The sequence below is a fragment of the Paenibacillus sp. J22R160 genome, from assembly GCF_059692135.1.
In genome coordinates, this window is sequence record NZ_JCAUAU010000004.1 from 523,859 (window position 1) to 538,902 (window position 15,044).

Consider the following 15,044-nt stretch of genomic DNA (forward strand, 5'->3'; position numbering starts at 1 on the left):
GCACCTCATTGGAATAGGAAGATCGTTTTGATTTCTTTAAACAAATGATCGAGCATGCTGACAACCATGAAGAGCACGACCACGAAGCCAATGACCGTGACCCAGTGCGCCATATCCTCTTTCCCCATTTGCTTAAGCACCGAATGGATCATCGCGATGATGATGCCGATGCCGGCAATCTGGAAAATGGCATTCACATCTACGTTCATTCCAGGCACCTCACTCTGTTGACAAGGAACTTCTGCCATAGGGCAAGTCCCTTGCTTCCCTTAATACATCAAAATTACGATTAATGCTCCGATAAGGACACCTAGGCTTTTCCACATTTTCTCGTAACGCCGCTGATCTTCCCTTGACTCGGCTTCTTCTGTCTGAAGCTGAGAGATAGCGAGCCGCAAATGCTTGATTTGATCACTGCGATCCGTCACGCCTAGCACAGACCCAAGCTGCAGCACAACCTCTTGCTCGGCTTGCTTCATCGATGTTCTACCCCATACATCCTTAACACTTCTATGCCAAATCTCGCGAGTAGATGCCCCGTCATTCGCTGATAGCCTCTCCGATGTTAATCGAAACAAGGAGGAAAGAGGTTCAGCAACCTGCTTAGCAAGAGAGGAGAATGCTTCAGGCAGTGGTGTTAGGGCGTATGTGATTTCTGTCTCCATGCGTCCAAGCGCAGAGATCAGTAGCCGGATTTGTTTAGGCCGCCTAACATAATGAGCAGCTTGCAGAAAGCCATATATAGTGGCGGCACTGATAATGAGAACCCCGCCAACGAATTTCAGCATCTTTCATCATCCTTTACGTGCAGGATAGAGTTCCAATGGCTTACCCAACCTATCCAGTATTCGAAATGCAGCAGGCTCACCTTTTCTTCGTTGCAGGATGACATATCTCGTAAATACACCCTCTTCCAAAAGCTGCTTCAGAACAGGTCTCATGCGGACATCCTCATAATCGGCACCATGCGCGGTTGCAACAACGCGAATCCCCGTGTGGACAGCCTCATGGATCGCCCCTGCATCTTCTGGCCGCCCGATTTCATCGACGACCAGCACATCCGGCGATAAGGATCGGATCATCATCATCATGCCTTCCGCTTTTGGGCAACTATCCATGACGTCTGTTCTCGGCCCGAGATCGAATCTTGGCACGCCTTTGACACATGCCGCCAATTCTGATCGTTCATCGACTACGCCCACCTTCTTGCCTGCCGTGCCCAGTCCGTTCACGCCCCAGTCTCCGCGGCTGATGAGCCTAGCCATGTCCCGGATCAGGGTTGTCTTCCCTTGCTGGGGCGGTGAGATGACGAGTGTGTGATGGACACTTCTCAGGATAGGATCGTAGAGATGCGGCAGCACCTGCTTGCCAACCCCTTGAATCTCGCGAGCAATCCGAATGTTAAAAGAACTAACATCGCGAATCTGCTTGACATCCCCTTGATCTAACACCGTGCGCCCAGCTAGTCCTACTCGATGGCCGCCAGCGATGGTGATATAGCCTCTTCGCAGTTCTTCTTCATGGGTGTACATGGAATGGTTCGTTAGCATCTCCAGTAAGGTCAGACAATCTTGACGGGTTGGCTTGTACGCCCGTTCTTCCGCAGTCACCAATTGACCTCTTTCATCAACGAAAGCGTACCCGTCACCCCAGGTTAGCTCGAAGGGTCGTGATTCTCTCACCCTAATTTCCTCAACGCTAGCTTGTACGTCCGTCGGCAAACCGGAAAGTAGAATCCGAAGCGTTTGAGGAAGAATGTGCATGATCGTATCGTGCATAGAGAGACATCCCTCCAAGTTGTCCAGTCTTCTATATTCATTTCTATGCTTAATAGAAAGAAATATGACCGATTACTTTTTTAAAATACCAATGAATAGACAGCTTACTCCTGCAATGACCCAGAGCATCTTGCCGTAGGAAAGCTTCTCTGCTATCCCTACCAAACCTATTGTAGTAGTAGCTAGTAGTACTAGAGGACCTACTAGAGCGAGCGTAGAGTTCACTAGCAGCGCTTTCTCCACCGTCGCCAGTCTCAGCATCACGATGGCTGCGATGATCTCCATACTCCCTGACATCATCCTTAGCGATGCCATCGTTAGGACAATTTTGTTCATGTGCTTTCTACTCCTTTCGTAAAAAGAAACAGCTCTTTTGAACCTTGGAAAAAGTAACTCTGCGAAGCGATTTTATAAAAAGCCGGAAGAGCGACTTTTACAAATCTGTTCCAACCATCAAAGTAAATTCAAGAAGGAACAGATTTGCAATGGAGCCTGGAGGTTTTTATAAAATTGCGGAGCACTCTAGCGTAACTCAATCGGCCATAGGTTCAGCGGCAGCTCACTCTTTTTACCCTACCTTATGCGGGCTCGTCTGATTTTAGGCATAGTGGGCACCACCATTTGCCCAGATGCATATGCTGTACACATAATTGAACCTTCGAAGGACAGTGAGGAGAAATACCGATGGAAGTTACCTCTTATTTGAACTGGAATCCCGTTCTGGCCGACCCCACAGGACAAAGGCAGGCCAAACCTAGAACGCTGGGTAAAACAATGGTAATGGATAAAGGCTTAGGCCCAAATGCATTTGAAGATTTGCTTACCGTGGGCAGCAGTCATTTGGATATGATTAAACTCGGATTCGGCACATCTCCTCTGTATCCGCAGCATGTGCTGAAAAGTAAAATTAACTCCGCCAAAGAAAATGGCATTTGCATTTATCCGGGAGGCACCTTTCTCGAAGTTGCCATAACACAGCATGCTGTGAATTCCTATTTCGATATGATTGTTGCACTCGGATTTAACGCTGTTGAGATATCCAATGGAACCATTGATTTCGACCGCAAGCTCAGAAATGAGTTGATTGTCCGTGGGCTAGACGAAGGATTAGAGGTTATTACCGAATATGGGAAAAAGGGCTGGGGTTCTGCAATCGAATTAGAGGAATTAATCGAAACCGTCCTGTTAGACACAGAATTCGGAGCTTCACTAGTCACCATTGAAGCTCGTGAATCAGGCATGGGTGTTGGAATTTTTGATCATCAGGGGAAATGTAAGGATGAGGAAGTTGGGCAAGTGCTCTCCAACGTTCCCGGGCAGCAGCTTCTGTGGGAAGCGCCGCTCAAAAGTCAACAGGTGCATTTGATTAGCATGCTTGGATCCGATATCCATTTGGGCAATATCTCACCGGATGAGCTTATTGCTTTGGAAGCATTGCGCAGAGGACTGCGTTCCGATACGTTGTCCTTAGGTACCAGAAAGGAATGAAAGATGCATATCGAGGTTGTCGCCAACATCGGCGAAGCAAGAAGTGACGATTTTCTTCATAAAACCGTCATTGTCGTTGATGTTATCCGTGCAACTAGCACGATCATCACCGCATTGATTAACGGTTGCAAAGCCATCGTTCCAGTGGATACCGTTCTGAGAGCCAAAGAACTGCAACAAGAGGGTGACCTGCTTGGAGGGGAACGCTTTTGCAAGAAAATTCCCGGTTTCGATTTCGGTAATTCACCGTTGGAATATACCAAGGAAGCTGTGCTAGGCAAGCGCGTGATTCTAACTACAACCAACGGCACTAGAGGCATTCAAAAAGCGATAAAAGCTGATCAAGTGTTAGCAGGTTCATTTTTAAATAGCAAAGCTTGTGCAGCCGCCGCGATTGCCTTCAAGAGGGACACTGTCATTCTATGTGCAGGAACACAGGACGTCTTCTCCTTAGAAGATGGTCTTTGTGCCGGCCATATTCTTGAGGAGCTAGTCCTCGCTCTAGGCGAGAAACAGATAGCAACCAATGATTTCGGTTTAGCTATGCGAGGATGCTTTTTGCAAGCCCAAAATACGCTATACGATACACTGTTAACCTCCAGTAATGGGAAAAAAATGGGAAAGTCCGGATTCCAGGCGGATATCGAAGCATGTGCCAAAACCAATATTACGGATCAAGTTCCTATCCTCGAACGTGATCAAATGGTGTTGCTGAAGCACACTTCAGGACGTCCTGCGTTCTAAATACAAGCCCCACTCATAAACTTAAATGGAAAGTTATGAGGGCGAGGGGTTTTGATCATGAATGGCAATATAATCTTAGTTACGCTCATTGTTATTGGACTCATTGGCCGTTCTCCAATTATTACAACAGCTTCTTGTATGCTGCTTGCCATGAAACTAGTCGGATTAATGCGATTCTTTCCTGCCATGGAGCGAAGAGGCTTAGAGCTTGGGTTACTCTTTCTGACGATTGGTGTCCTTGTGCCATTTGCCAGCGAACGAATCTCTGTGAAAGATCTCATGGCAGTATTTACCTCTTGGCCGGGTATTATTGCTCTTCTTGGGGGAGCGATTGCAACGTATATGAATGGAAAAGGGCTGGAGCTATTAAAAATAGACCCACAATTAATTGTGGGTCTTGTCATTGGTTCCATTTTTGGCATTATCTTTTTGCGTGGCATCCCTGTCGGGCCTCTAATGGCAGCCGGAATTACAGCTTTTTTATTAAAAATCGCTTATTTTATATCCGATAAATTCAGTTAAATCTGAGATTATCTACGATCTTGAGGTCCGCCAACGAATGCTTGCTCAGTTGTGTCCAAGCCGTAAGCCGTGTGTAAAGACTGGATCACTTCTGTCAAGTTTGAGTTCTCGATAACACAAGATACTTTAATTTCGGACGTACTGACCAGAGAGATGGAGATGCCTAAGTCAGAAATCACTTTAAACATCGTAGCAGCAACCCCAGGCGTGCTAACCATGCCAGCGCCAACGATGGACACTTTCACCATGTTCACTTCGAAAGTTACTTCACGGAAGCCGATTTCACCGCGGATGGATTCAATCGCATCCAAGGCTTTTTCGCGGTCAGCAAGCGTCGTTGTGAAAGAGAAGTCCGCTGATCCATTGAGAACACCGCTTTGTACAATGATATCTACATCGACTTGAACCTCGGCAAGCGCCATGAATACTTTTGCCAGCTGACCCGGTTTCTCAGGTACACCTAGAATACTAACTCTTGCCACATTCTTGTCATAGGCGATGCCACGGACAACGATTCCTTGCTCCATCACTGCTTCCTCCTTCACGTTGGTACCTTCATTGTTAGTAAAACTGGAACGTACCACCAAGGTAACGTTATAGTTTTTGGCATATTCCACTGCTCTTGGATGAAGTACAGCAGCCCCCAGATTAGCAAGCTCCAGCATCTCATCGTAGGAAATTTCACTCAGCTTTCTCGCTACTTTCACAATACGCGGATCTGTTGAGTAGATACCATCTACGTCGGTATAAATCTCACAAAGATCTGCATGGATGGCAGCAGCAAGAGCAACAGCCGTCGTATCGGAACCGCCGCGGCCAAGCGTCGTAATTTCTCCGGCTTCAGTCATCCCTTGGAATCCAGCTACAATCACGACGTTGCCTTGTTCCAGCGCATTCAGAACGCGCTGCGGCTGAATATCGGTAATTCTCGCTTTCCCGTGTACTTCTTCCGTGAAAATCCCGCTCTGCCAACCGGTATAAGAAACCGCTTGTTCCCCTAAACTATGTATCGCCATCGATAAGAGGGCTACAGAAACCTGCTCTCCTGTCGTTAAGAGCATATCCATTTCCCGAGCCGGTGGGGCTCCATCGTAAATTTGCTTAGACAGGTCGATAAGATCGTCCGTTGTATCACCCATCGCAGATACGACAACAACGCAGCTGTGACCTGCTTGCTTTCGCTCAACGATTCTTTTTGCAACACGTTTCATTCGCTCCGCATCACCGACAGAGCTTCCGCCAAATTTCATCACTATTAGAGACAAAGCTGACCCACTCCTAACGCATACTAGTGCATAACAATTCAATATTATAGCATAAAATGTGGTTTTGTGTGAAAAAATGCACACACCAAACAAAAAAACTCCCTGACTTGTCAAAAGTCAGAGAGGCTTGTCCTAGTTGAAACTAAGCACGGGAGATATAACGGCCATCTTCGGTATCAACTGTAAGCACGTCGCCTTCGTTGATGAACAGTGGAACTTGAACAACAAGACCCGTTTCCACTTTCGCACCTTTAAGTGCGCCTTGCGCTGTGTTGCCTTTAACGCCTGGCTCTGTTTCTACAACTTTCAAATCAACGCTTTTCGGCAGATTGATCCCAAGAATTTCACCTTGGTAGCTCAAAATTTTGATGTTCATGTTCTCAAGAAGGAAGTTCAATTCCCATTTCAATTGCTCACGGGAAAGGCTGAACTGATCATACGTTTCTGTATCCATGAATGTGAACTCGTCGCCGCTAGCATACAGGTACTGCATTTCACGGTTTTCGATATGTGCGCGGCCCACGTTCTCGCCCGCACGGAAAGTACGCTCAACGGTGTTGCCGTTGCGCAGGTTTTTCAGCTTGGAGCGCACGAATGCAGCGCCTTTACCTGGTTTAACGTGTTGGAAATCTAGAACTGTAAAAATATCATGTTCTACTTCAATGGTAAGTCCTGTTTTGAAATCATTTACTGATATCACTTGTGAATCCCTCCGCTAGTCAATAATAAGAAAATCTTTTGTAGAATTTGTAAGTATTTTAATGCCGGTGTCAGTAATTACTGCGTCATCCTCAATTCGAACTCCCCCAAAACCAGGAAGATAAATGCCAGGTTCCACCGTAACCACCATACCAGGAGTTAAAATTGTATCCTCGGTTTTCGACAAGCGCGGAGATTCATGAACCTCCATGCCTAAACCATGTCCGGTACCGTGACCGAAATAATCGCCATAGCCATGCTTCACGATGATATCACGTGCAAATGCGTCGCCTTCTCTGCCCGTAATACCAGGTTTGAGATTGGCTAAACAGCCCAGTTGAGCTTCCAGCACAATGTCATAAATTTCTTTGTGCTTGTCTGTCGGCTTTCCTAGCATAACTGTTCTTGTGATATCAGAGCAATACCCTTTATAATACGCTCCAAAATCTAATTTGACAAATTCGTTTATTTGGAGCACGCGATCACTTGCTTTGCCGTGAGGCAGAGCGGAGCGTTCGCCGGAAGCCACGATCGTTTCGAACGAAGTCGATGTCCCGCCATTTTTACGGATAAACATTTCAATCTCAAGCGCAATATCAAGTTCCTTCACACCTGGCTTGATATAGGACAAAATGTGCGAGAATGTTTGGTCTGCCAAATCTGCAGCTTCCTGCATGATTTGCAATTCAGCCTCATCTTTGACCATTCGGATGACCTCGACGAGTTTCGCCGTCGGTAAAAGTTCGATACCCGGCAAATTCGCTTGATAGCTAAGGAAGTCGCCATAGGACACATCCCCTTGCTCGAAACCAAGCTGCGTAATCCCTTGCTGATTCAAAAGTTCTTTGACAGTTTCCATCACTTTAGCCTGATGCTCAACTACTTCAAAAAGCTTCGCTTGTTGAGGGGCTTGCGTCATATAACGAAAATCTGTCAAAAGGATTGCACGGTCTAACGTTATAAGAACATAGCCGGAAGAACCGGTGAAACCAGATACATATGTACGGTTATATGCGTTCGTGATGAGTACAGCCGGTAAATTTTGCTCTTGCATAACCTTGCGAAGACGTTCAATACGTTTCTCCTGCATCGAAATCACCATTCCTTCTTTTATTGCATATGGGTTAGTAGTGCTCTTAAACCTAGCTCATAGCTCTGCACGCCGAATCCACTAATCTGACCGATAACAACTGGCGCTGTGACGGAGTGATGACGAAACTCCTCGCGCTTATGAATGTTCGATAGATGAACTTCAACGGCAGGCAATTGAACGGAAGACAGCGCATCGCGAATGGCGTAGCTATAATGCGTAAATGCGCCGGGATTAATGAGAATACCGTCTTTCGTACCAAAGGCTTCATGAATTTTATCAATAATATGGCCTTCATGATTCGATTGGAAGCTCTCAATCTCAACCGAAAGATCTTCGGCTAATTCAGTCAAGCCTTGAATAATGACGGATAGGGAAACCGTCCCGTACACACCAGGTTCACGAATGCCCAGCATATTTAGGTTGGGCCCGTTAATGACTAGAACCTTTTTCACAGGAATCACTCCCCAGCATTTTTCAGTCGCACAGACTTTATCCGCCTATTTAACCTTTGATATTTTACCATAACTTTCATGTCTTGTGTATAGGTTGTCTTGTTCTTGTATCTGTGTACTCGATCGCAATTGAATAGCCAATAAACATTCCCCACACCAAGAACAAACATAGATCAGTCAGAACGCTATTGAGGTCCTGATCCTTAATCCAGTATGTCATTCCCGCTATTGGACCAATCAACAAATATATCGCTGCCCACCAGAGCGCACCATACCCAATTCCCCACCAAGCAGATTGCAGCTTCCACATCGTGACCATATAGATGAAGGCTGCGATAATAGAAAATACCGTAAAAAAGCCCCACCCAATGAGGACACCCTGCCAAGTCAACAAGAAATCATGTTTGAAAAATGGCTCTACCAGAAAGCCCACCACAATATTGGTAAATTTAAAATAGTGTTCAATTATTTTCATTGCTCCCCAAATGAAACCAGCGAAAAAGCCAATGTATATGACGAAAAGCCACCGATTTGTTTTCAATTCCCCCACATTTTTCTCACTCATCAGTTGTTCTCTTCCTTTCTCTACAGATATTGCACGCCATTCACAGGTAAGAATAGTATGTTCTACCGTTATCGGTAGCATTCAAACCCTGAATCCGTTACAATAGGAAAGTACGAAAAACCGAATACGAGAAGGATAAGAAGGTGGATCTCATGGCAGAACAAAACAGTATATACGGAGGACAAGCCGTCATAGAGGGCGTCATGTTCGCAGGAAAAAATGTGCATGTAACCGCCGTGCGCAAGAAAGATGGCTCACTTGATTTCTTAGAAGTCCCTAGGAAAGATATCCCTTGGGTACAAACGCTTAAGAAAATCCCGTTAATTAGAGGGATTGTCGGCATTATAGAATCCAGCGCCAAAGGTGCTCAGCATCTTAATTTCTCAGCGGAATCCTTCGCTGAACAAGAAGGTGAGGACAAGTCCTCAGCGATTAAAGATGAGAAGCCTGGCTTCTTCTCCAATATTTCAATGATTCTTGGTGTGGCGGTTGTAGGCGTGCTATCGTTCCTTTTTGGGAAATTCGTATTCACGCTAGTCCCGGCCGTCATTGAACAGTTTTTGTTTGGAAATGTATTTAGCAATCAAATTCTTCATAATCTAATAGAAGGTGTTATCAAGATCATTTTGCTTGTTGGATATATTTACTTCATATCCTTAACACCTATGATTCGTCGGCTTTTTCAGTATCACGGAGCTGAGCACAAAGTGATCAGCGCCTATGAAGCTGGCGTCGAGCTTACCGTCAGCAATGTACAGAAATTCAACACGCTGCACTACCGTTGCGGCAGCAGCTTCATTGTTTTTACCGTATTGATCGGTGTCGTTATCTACTCATTCCTTCACTATGATGGATATGTTGAACGAATCTTACAGCGTTTGATCCTGCTTCCAGTTGTCATTGGGGTTTCTTATGAAGTACTAAGATTCACGAACTCGCTTCGTGAAGTACCGGTTCTCCGCTACTTGGGATATCCGGGACTATGGCTTCAACTACTGACTACCAAAGAACCTGAAGACAGTCAGGTTGAGGTTTCCATCGCTTCTTTTAACCGGATGCGTGAAGCAGAAAAAAGAATAATGGAGGGACGGGCATGAGAAGAAGATTTTCGCCGGTCGAGATCGCCATCGGTGTGTTGATAGCGATTGGATTGTTGGTAAATTTGCCATCTTTTTTCATTCCAATTCTCGTATTAGGGCTTATATTTCTTCTATACAAATTCCCACCATCTCGTTGGAAAAAACCTTCCTTTGGCCGCGGGCCATCCAAGCCCAAAAGGAAAAACGCAAAGTTCCGCGTGATCAATGGAACCAAAGATTCAGACTCGGATGATCTTCCGAAATATCATTAATCTTGTATATCATTTAGATGGAATTCGAAGTACGTACTTCTCATAATTCTCTTCATAGGTTTGGGCGGACCATTTATTAAAGTAATCTTCGGATGCTTGGTATCCTGATTCGTACAGCGATAAACTCAATTCCTTAGACAAATTAAATTGTGTGTTCCCCACACCGAGCGTCGGGATTTTAACCGTACGGAACCGGTTTTTCATCTCAATGTATCGCTCATCATGAGCACTCAGCATCGTACCAAACAAGGCTTCAAGCATCGTGATTGGCCCTTTAATTGTGTGTGTAGGCGTTTCGCTTTTACCAACTAATTGGAAACCGATAACAGGGATGATATCTTCACGATCTGTATCCCGGTCGAACACCCATAAGGGGTAATTGCTTAACAACCCGCCATCTACGATATAATAAAACTGCTCTGCGAATGGCGCTGCCTTCGCAGAGCTTTTTATTTTCCGGCGGATCATGACCGGATCAAAAAAGTAGGGGATGCTTGTGCTCATCCGCACGGCTTTGGCGATAGAGAACTTCCGCGGATCAATCCCATATTGCGCGATATCCTCAGGCAAAACAAGCAGCTTGCCTTGCGTAATATCGGATGCAATAATTCTCAGCTGATTGTGCTTCAAATCACCAAAATGGCGGATGCCCTTGGCAATAAGCAGGCCCGACACCCATTGCTCCAAAGCTTCACCGGAGTATAGGCCTTTCTTGATCAGCAGCCGCACAGCCGACCCGATGATTTTGGTATTAAAAATCGGAGATCGCTGCATAAACGATTTGAATGGAGTCCTGAGGATAATTTCTCTCATCTCCTCTCCGGTATAGCCTGCCGCTAGTAAGGCCGCTACAATCGCTCCAGAGCTTGTACCTGCGACTTGATGGAACACATGCCCTTGCTTCATCGCTGCAGTGACTCCGCCAGCAAGCGCTATCCCCTTCACGCCGCCTCCTTCAAAAACGCCATTGATTAACATTCGACACCCCTCCCCGAAATCATACAAAAGGGCTTACTTTGTTATGTATGCGGGGGCAGTTTGTTTCTATGCACAATAAAAAGACAGAGTGCCGCGGGTTGCGGCCTCTGCCCTAATTATCAGCTTCTAATTCTTTACGAACATTCAAGAGTTCATCTGTCCGACCTGGATCCCTGCGGAAATATTCGACCAAAGTCTCGATACATGTGATGGAATCCCAGCTTAGATGATGCTCGATTCCCTCAACATCCTTATATATATTGTCCTCTTGGACGCCAATGATTGTTAAGAAATTTTCGAGCAGTTGATGACGTTCAACTAATCGCTTACCCATTTTCTTACCTTTTGGAGTTAACATAAGTCCGCGGTACTTCTCATAGATCAGATAATTGTCTTTGTCGAGCTTTTGAATCATTTTCGTCACGGAGGAGGGATGCACTTCAAGCCCTTCAGCAATGTCGGAGACACGAGCGTAACCTTTCTCGTCTATGAGTTTATATATTCTCTCCAGATAGTCTTCCATGCTAGGCGTAGCCATTGCTTTATTTCCCCCTGCTTTCCTTTATTTCCTGCCACTTGCTTACCTATCATAATCCATCAACCTAGATGCGGTCAAATATCCCATGGTTCATCTACTCTGTGCTTTGGCACACTATAGGGCAGGAACGAACTTCATCCCGATTGGCTGAAAGGAGATTTCGATGTCTACAGAATTACTCACTAGGCCTGTGCCTTGCACAACCGTTTTCGTACCAGAGCTTGTTTATTTTGAACCTGATGCGATGAATTATACCAAAGGCAGGCAAATCTATGAATGGGCCAAGCAGCAAGGGTTAGAGATTCATATGACAACCTCTCATAATCAAATACGCGATCTTCCAGGTGATACTGAACTTGAAAAATATCGCATTGCTAAACGTACTTTGGTCGTAGGTATTCGCAAAACACTCAAATTCGATACTTCAAAGCCATCTGCCGAATATGCCATCCCAATCGCCACAGGCTGTATGGGGCATTGCCATTACTGCTATCTCCAAACTACTTTAGGGGCAAAGCCCTACATTCGTATTTACGTCAATATGGACGATATTCTAGGCGCCGCTCAAAAATACATCGATGAACGGGCACCCGAAATTACCCGATTTGAAGCTGCATGTACCTCTGATCCTGTTGGTTTGGAACATATCTCCGGCTCCTTGAAAGAGCTCATCGAATTCATGGGACAGCAGGAGCACGGTCGATTGCGGTTTGTTACGAAATACCATCATGTTGAGCCGTTATTAGACGCCAAACACAATAAACATACTCGTTTTCGCTTTAGTGTGAACGCGGATTATGTGATTAAAAATTTTGAACCGGGTACTTCCAAATTTCACGAAAGAATTGAAGCTGCTGGTAAAGTGGCCAAAGCCGGATATCCGCTTGGTTTTATCATTGCTCCTATTATTTGGCACGAGGGCTGGGAGGAAGGTTATGCCACGCTTTTGGATCGGCTTCACAAGGAGCTCCCACCCGAAGCAACGTTAGATTTAACCTTTGAAATGATTCAACACAGATTTACTAGAACGGCCAAAAACGTCATCGAAAAACGATATCCGAAAACAAAACTTGAAATGGACGAAGAAAAACGAAAATACAAATGGGGCCGTTGGGGACAAGGTAAATATGTATATCCAGATGAACAAGCAAACGCGCTAAGGGAATTTATCACAGAACAAATCTTTGATAAATTCCCTCAAGCCAAAATTGAGTATTTCACTTAACCATTTGCACATTCTATATTTAAAACTTCAACCACTCTGGGGTTATGGTGTTTAACCAAAGTGTGATCTGCGTCATTTTACCTGTATAAAGTAAAACCGCAATCACAACCATTAAACCCCCTCCTATTTTCATGATCAGGTTGGAATAGCGCAAAATCCATTTGGTTGATCCAATAAAAAAGGAGAGTACAAAAAACGGAATCGCAAAACCTAACGAGTAGGCGGTTGTTAACTGAAACCACGTTCCTGGCTCTGTTGTCGCCAGAGCAAGAATTGCCGATAAGATGGGTCCTACACAAGGAGACCATCCGGCAGCAAAGCCCATCCCTACCAGCACCGAGCCGATGTAACCCGCGGGACGAAACTTGATTTGCAGCTTGCGTTCTTTCATTAACCATTGCGGTTGAAATACACCAAGCAGGAATAATCCCATAATAAAGATCAATAATGCAGCAATTTGCCGAAGCAAATCTCGATAATCGATGAAAAAATTACCTAAAAACCCAGCCGTTAAGCCTAACGCATAAAAAATGATTGAAAATCCAACGATAAAACTTAGCGTATGCAGCATGGTTTGCCTGCGCACCTGAGAGGATGTCTCACCCGATTTCAATTCACTTACTGAGATTCCAGTTATGTAGGAAAGATAAGAAGGATATAATGGCAAACAGCAAGGCGAAATGAAGGATGCGATCCCCGCCCATAAAGCAATCCATAAATTAACAGAATCCATGTTAAATCCTCAATCCTCTTTTTAGAATAATCCCGATCAACATTGCAATGAGTGTAAGCACAACAGTCCCACCCGGAGCGAGATCCCATACGCCAGCAACAACCAACCCAATGACAACGGCAATTTCTGAAAAAATAACAGCCAAAATAACGGAGTGTTTGAAGCTTCTTGCTATGAGCAAGCTACACGCGACTGGAATCGTCAACAAAGACGAAACAAGCAGTGCGCCTACAATCTTAATGGCAACCGAAATAACGAGTGCAGTAAGCATCGTAATCATCATATTATAATATTTAAGCGGAAGTCCACTTACACTAGCTGCATCCTCATCGAAAAACATGAGAAAGAACTCTTTAAAGTGTACAGCAATAACCCCGACAACAAGAACGGATACACCGAGAACAACCCATAGATCTTGACTATCGAGCGTATAGATGCTTCCGAACAAATAGCTCATAACATTCATATTAAAGCCTTTGCCTAGGGTAAAAAGAATCGTAGCTAGCGCAACGCCGCCTGACATAATGATAGCGATAGAGAGCTCTGCGTACGTTTTGTAGGCTTTGCGAAGACGTTCAATAGCGAACGAAGCTAACAAAGCAAAGACAAGCCCTACACCGAGCGGGTACACGTTGATGAGGAATCCAAGGGCGACCCCCGCAATGGAAACGTGGGCGAGTGTATCCCCGATCATCGATAATCGCCGAAGGACAAGAAAAACGCCCATTAATGGCGCTGTCAAGCCAATCAATATACCGCCAATTAAAGCGCGTTGAAAAAAATACTCCGTGAATATGTCCAAAATGCCCGCTCCTTACTGAACTCCGATCATCTCGCGAATCTGGCCGATCGAATGTGTCAAATTCGTTTCCCGGCAATCCTCGGGATCATGGGTATGCTTCACATGAAACTTTATGCCGCCGCTAACTTGCTGCGGCTCCGTACCTAAATAAGACTGCATCATGTCCATATCATGGGAGACCATGATGAACGTCATATGATGATGCTGATGCATGTGGCGGATCATCCGGAAAAATCCAAGCTGCGACTCCGCATCGATCCCAACGGTCGGCTCATCCAATATGAGCAGTTCCGGATTGTTCACAATCGCGCGCGCGAGGAAAGCGCGCTGCTGTTGTCCACCCGACAGCTGACCGATTTTGCGGTCAGCTAAGTCCTCGATGCGCATTGCAAGCATCGCGTCTTCGGCTTTTTGCAGGTCAGCTTTGGATAACCTGCGGTAGATCCGCTTCTTCGAGTACATCCCTGACAAAACAATTTCCCGCACAGTGGCCGGAAATAATGGATTGAAGGCATTTTTTTGCGGAACATAGCCAATACGTTCCCAATCTTTGAATTGGCTTAGTGGACTATTAAACAACCTAATCTCCCCGCTCGTAGGCTTGAGAAGTCCTACGAGCATTTTGAGTAGCGTTGTTTTACCAGCACCATTAGAGCCAATGACACCAACAAAATCTCGTTCAAGCACGTTAAAACGAAGCTTATCAATGACCTTCTTATGTTCGTAAGAGAAGGAAACATCATCAATAGACACGATACTTTGGTGGCAGAAATCTTTCTGGCTTATCTCCATTTTTATAACCCCTGATTCG

General features: G+C 45.3%; 20 protein-coding genes. 6 read left to right on the plus strand and 14 right to left on the minus strand.

Features of this window, described 5'->3' with window-relative positions:
• Nucleotides 1–5 precede the first annotated feature (5 nt).
• The 4 genes from spoIIIAC to AC58UW_RS13275 form a co-directional block, all read right to left on the minus strand.
• On the minus strand, nt 6–209 hold the full coding sequence (gene spoIIIAC, locus AC58UW_RS13260) for a stage III sporulation protein AC (RefSeq protein WP_029197158.1): 204 nt from the start codon (nt 207–209) through the stop codon (nt 6–8).
• A gap of 60 nt (nt 210–269) precedes the next feature.
• Nucleotides 270–788, minus strand: coding sequence for a stage III sporulation protein SpoIIIAB (gene spoIIIAB, locus AC58UW_RS13265; protein WP_497421095.1), 519 nt, complete (start codon nt 786–788; stop codon nt 270–272).
• 6 nt (nt 789–794) lie between these two features.
• A complete protein-coding gene (gene spoIIIAA / locus AC58UW_RS13270) occupies nt 795–1,778 on the minus strand; it encodes a stage III sporulation protein AA (RefSeq protein ID WP_497421096.1) in 984 nt (327 codons plus the stop codon).
• Nucleotides 1,779–1,850: 72 nt separating this feature from the next.
• Nucleotides 1,851–2,114 (minus strand): YqhV family protein, encoded by a 264-nt coding sequence (locus AC58UW_RS13275; RefSeq protein WP_161408395.1) that lies wholly within the window; start codon nt 2,112–2,114, stop codon nt 1,851–1,853.
• Nucleotides 2,115–2,462: 348 nt separating this feature from the next.
• On the opposite strand from AC58UW_RS13275, the gene comA reads away from it, so the two are divergent.
• Genes comA through AC58UW_RS13290 form a run of 3 tightly spaced genes read left to right on the plus strand, consistent with a single transcriptional unit; the run spans nt 2,463 to nt 4,532 of the window.
• Nucleotides 2,463–3,266: a phosphosulfolactate synthase gene (gene comA / locus AC58UW_RS13280; protein WP_497421097.1), complete on the plus strand. Its 804-nt coding sequence runs from the start codon at nt 2,463–2,465 to the stop codon at nt 3,264–3,266.
• A gap of 3 nt (nt 3,267–3,269) precedes the next feature.
• Entirely contained in the window at nt 3,270–4,010 is a 741-nt protein-coding gene (locus AC58UW_RS13285; RefSeq protein WP_497421098.1) for a 2-phosphosulfolactate phosphatase, read from the plus strand.
• Between the two features lie 57 nt (nt 4,011–4,067).
• Nucleotides 4,068–4,532, plus strand: a complete 465-nt coding sequence (locus tag AC58UW_RS13290) for a DUF441 domain-containing protein (RefSeq protein ID WP_497421099.1) — start codon at nt 4,068–4,070, stop codon at nt 4,530–4,532.
• 8 nt (nt 4,533–4,540) lie between these two features.
• Here the strand turns inward: AC58UW_RS13290 and AC58UW_RS13295 are convergent, their stop codons facing one another.
• From AC58UW_RS13295 to AC58UW_RS13315, 5 genes are all read right to left on the minus strand, one after another.
• Nucleotides 4,541–5,797, minus strand: coding sequence for an aspartate kinase (locus AC58UW_RS13295; protein ID WP_497421100.1), 1,257 nt, complete (start codon nt 5,795–5,797; stop codon nt 4,541–4,543).
• Between the two features lie 142 nt (nt 5,798–5,939).
• Entirely contained in the window at nt 5,940–6,497 is a 558-nt protein-coding gene (efp, locus tag AC58UW_RS13300) for an elongation factor P (RefSeq protein WP_161408391.1), read from the minus strand.
• 15 nt (nt 6,498–6,512) lie between these two features.
• Nucleotides 6,513–7,586: a M24 family metallopeptidase gene (locus tag AC58UW_RS13305; protein WP_497421101.1), complete on the minus strand. Its 1,074-nt coding sequence runs from the start codon at nt 7,584–7,586 to the stop codon at nt 6,513–6,515.
• A gap of 20 nt (nt 7,587–7,606) precedes the next feature.
• Complete coding sequence (gene aroQ, locus AC58UW_RS13310) at nt 7,607–8,041, minus strand: type II 3-dehydroquinate dehydratase (RefSeq protein ID WP_497421102.1); 435 nt, start codon at nt 8,039–8,041, stop codon at nt 7,607–7,609.
• A 76-nt stretch (nt 8,042–8,117) separates the two neighbouring features.
• Nucleotides 8,118–8,606, minus strand: a complete 489-nt coding sequence (locus AC58UW_RS13315) for a YqhR family membrane protein (RefSeq protein WP_497421103.1) — start codon at nt 8,604–8,606, stop codon at nt 8,118–8,120.
• A gap of 152 nt (nt 8,607–8,758) precedes the next feature.
• Between AC58UW_RS13315 and AC58UW_RS13320 the strand changes: the two genes are divergently transcribed.
• Both AC58UW_RS13320 and AC58UW_RS13325 read left to right on the plus strand, forming a co-directional pair.
• Nucleotides 8,759–9,703 carry a DUF1385 domain-containing protein gene (locus AC58UW_RS13320; RefSeq protein WP_497421104.1) on the plus strand — a complete coding sequence of 315 codons (945 nt, stop codon included), beginning with the start codon at nt 8,759–8,761 and terminating at the stop codon, nt 9,701–9,703.
• On the plus strand, nt 9,700–9,957 hold the full coding sequence (locus tag AC58UW_RS13325; protein ID WP_497421105.1) for a hypothetical protein: 258 nt from the start codon (nt 9,700–9,702) through the stop codon (nt 9,955–9,957). The genes AC58UW_RS13320 and AC58UW_RS13325 overlap by 4 nt, the downstream gene beginning before the upstream one ends.
• A 9-nt stretch (nt 9,958–9,966) precedes the next feature.
• Here AC58UW_RS13325 and AC58UW_RS13330 read toward each other — a convergent pair whose 3' ends face one another.
• Together AC58UW_RS13330 and mntR are read right to left on the minus strand one after the other, a co-directional pair.
• Entirely contained in the window at nt 9,967–10,935 is a 969-nt protein-coding gene (locus AC58UW_RS13330; protein ID WP_497421106.1) for a patatin-like phospholipase family protein, read from the minus strand.
• Between the two features lie 112 nt (nt 10,936–11,047).
• The gene (gene mntR / locus AC58UW_RS13335; protein ID WP_127449606.1) at nt 11,048–11,473 is read right to left on the minus strand and encodes a transcriptional regulator MntR; all 426 of its coding nucleotides are present in this window, start codon (nt 11,471–11,473) and stop codon (nt 11,048–11,050) included.
• Between the two features lie 163 nt (nt 11,474–11,636).
• On the opposite strand from mntR, the gene splB reads away from it, so the two are divergent.
• Nucleotides 11,637–12,698 (plus strand): spore photoproduct lyase, encoded by a 1,062-nt coding sequence (gene splB / locus AC58UW_RS13340; RefSeq protein WP_497421107.1) that lies wholly within the window; start codon nt 11,637–11,639, stop codon nt 12,696–12,698.
• Between the two features lie 19 nt (nt 12,699–12,717).
• On the opposite strand, the gene AC58UW_RS13345 is transcribed toward splB, so the two are convergent.
• From AC58UW_RS13345 to AC58UW_RS13355, 3 genes are read right to left on the minus strand one after another with little or no spacing between them, the layout of a single operon-like run.
• Complete coding sequence (locus AC58UW_RS13345; RefSeq protein ID WP_497421108.1) at nt 12,718–13,431, minus strand: cytochrome c biogenesis CcdA family protein; 714 nt, start codon at nt 13,429–13,431, stop codon at nt 12,718–12,720.
• Between the two features lies 1 nt (nt 13,432).
• Nucleotides 13,433–14,233, minus strand: a complete 801-nt coding sequence (locus tag AC58UW_RS13350; protein ID WP_497421109.1) for a metal ABC transporter permease — start codon at nt 14,231–14,233, stop codon at nt 13,433–13,435.
• Nucleotides 14,234–14,245: 12 nt separating this feature from the next.
• A complete protein-coding gene (locus tag AC58UW_RS13355) occupies nt 14,246–15,025 on the minus strand; it encodes a metal ABC transporter ATP-binding protein (protein WP_497421110.1) in 780 nt (259 codons plus the stop codon).
• Nucleotides 15,026–15,044: the final 19 nt, after the last annotated feature.